We start from the raw sequence: 2,114 nt of genomic DNA, 5'->3' as shown, positions 1-2,114 counted from the left end.
TTATTGAGGGTCAGAAATCGGGCAATCCGCAAAATAAACAAATCCTAACGGATGAGATTCCGCCTAACTTGTTGTTTTTCGGAGTCCGAGATTCTGCCTGATTCATTCTAAATTTAACGAACTATTGTTAAAAAAGACATCCGGATGAAAAATCGAACGACACATACGCTTTATATACGCCAAAATGGATTTTGGGAGGGTGAGGATGTACTTCCCATACTCCTCCGGTGTCATTTGGGATATATAGATGGCCAGCCTTCGCATATTCATCCACGCACATCGGCGGACAGCCTGCAGACGATGCTTGTGCAGTCTGCGGTATCTGGTTTTGTTATTTCTGGCGTGGAAGCTGTATTGGAACATATCAGCCTCGACGTTATTGCGTTTATGTTGCTCTTCAATGGGAAGACTTTCTATTTCCTGCCTGAGCAACGATGCGGCAAGGTCCTTCTCTTCAAAATACCTGAACGGCTTGGAACGCCAATCTCCCTCGCCAAGTTTTATTCGCCATCGTCTGCCTCGCTTTTGGGTCGTGTTTATATACTTCCCGATGTAAACGGCTCCCGTTCTTGTGTCGGCTACCTCAATGTCCCCGCTACCGGCAATCGGTCTGAGAATAAATCTCGCACCTCCCTGCATCCGGCCGGTCTTTATCTTCATGGATTCTCCTTGCGCATTGGTGTGCGCTTCCGCAAACATCCTGTTTTCAGGACTCTGATATGCTCCGTCAGCATAGAGGTTTTCGACTGTTTCACCGGTCACACGCTCAGTCTTATCTATGGCATCCTCAACATAGTTGCAGTCAGAGGCGCTTGCACCTTCAACCTGGACGGAGGTGATAATGCAGGGCTTGTCGTCTTCAACGGTCTCGGTGATGTTGGTACTGTAGCCTTGAACCTTTTGGTCCCCTTTGTTGCGGTAATGCGCATCCGGATCATTGGGATTCTGCACGCTGTCACTTTTAATCTCCTTCTTGTCGCGAAGTGTGACAACTCCGGCCTTCACACTGTACTGCTCATTGAACACCCGGTGGAGCAACGCATATCCCGGGGCTGTATCCTTCAGCCTTTTGAGAACGGCATAGACGACAGCGCCCAAAGAGGCTATCTTCTCAGACAATGTGGCCGCATCGGAAGCATAGACGGTGTGATTGCCTTTCTCGCCCATCAGGGGTTCCGCCTTCTTGCGGAGTGCCGGATTCAGACCATACATGTTGCATTCGTGGGAAAGGGTTTTCTGCAATGTCCGAAGCACAATCTCGTATCTGCTGTACTTCGCGATATTGCTGCCGATGAGTTTGCTGTCCATGCGGACAGACTTGCCGGATATGTTGAATCTCTTAATCTGTTGTCCTGTGATATGCTCGAAACATTGCTCCATGAGATCGACACCGGTCTTGTCCGCATAATCACACAGACGGCGGTTAAAGAGATAATAGGTGTCAAGAGAAGGGGGAACGTCCTCAAGACTCGACAGACCCAAGGCCTTGCGTACAAGCAAGTCAAACTCAATCTTCTCAAACAGGTTCTCGTCGCTACACCCGAATCCCTCCTTGAGAACCGACATGGCAACCAATATGCGGACCGGGGCGGTGGGAGCTCCCATGTTCCCACTCTTGTAAAGGACAGAAAAGATTTCCTCGTCTACCTTGGATGTCACCAGGTCAAAAAAAACATTATGCCATCCTTTGGGGTCGGAGTACGATTTAACGGCTCTCTTCCCAAGGATCATTTCCGGAGAAGAGAACAAATCCATCTGAGATGTTGTGCTTGATTTTTTGAACATTCCGTTATCTTTTTACACTCACGAAGTTACAATAAAATTGCGACATGTGAAAACATTTAACCGGGTAAATATCATCATTCTATCGAAATGTTTAATCAATTCACTTTTTAAAGTGGACTCATATTTCAAGTTTCGCAAGTGCTGATTTCCAGCGGTAGGGATATAAAAATCGACATGGACTCTTGCATAATTGCAAGAAAATGAGTAATTTTAAGGTGCAAAAACAAAAATAACTCAAGCCCATGTCGATACACAAAGTTACTCCTTTCCTCTCGGATATCAAAACATTTTTCAAGAATTCTGATATGACATCAGCTATGCAGAGCATA

General features: G+C 46.5%; 1 protein-coding gene. It reads right to left on the bottom strand.

Annotated features, from left to right (window positions below):
* Positions 1-102: 102 nt before the first annotated feature.
* Positions 103-1,785 carry a transposase gene (locus tag G7Y39_RS13290; protein ID WP_241160066.1) on the bottom strand — a complete coding sequence of 561 codons (1,683 nt, stop codon included), beginning with the start codon at positions 1,783-1,785 and terminating at the stop codon, positions 103-105.
* Positions 1,786-2,114 lie beyond the last annotated feature (329 nt).

The sequence above is a fragment of the Parabacteroides sp. ZJ-118 genome, from assembly GCF_011038785.1.
Classification (GTDB): Bacteria; Bacteroidota; Bacteroidia; order Bacteroidales; family Tannerellaceae; genus Parabacteroides.
Note: the sequence above shows the minus strand (reverse complement) of the source record. Positions and strands in the feature narration are given on the sequence as shown.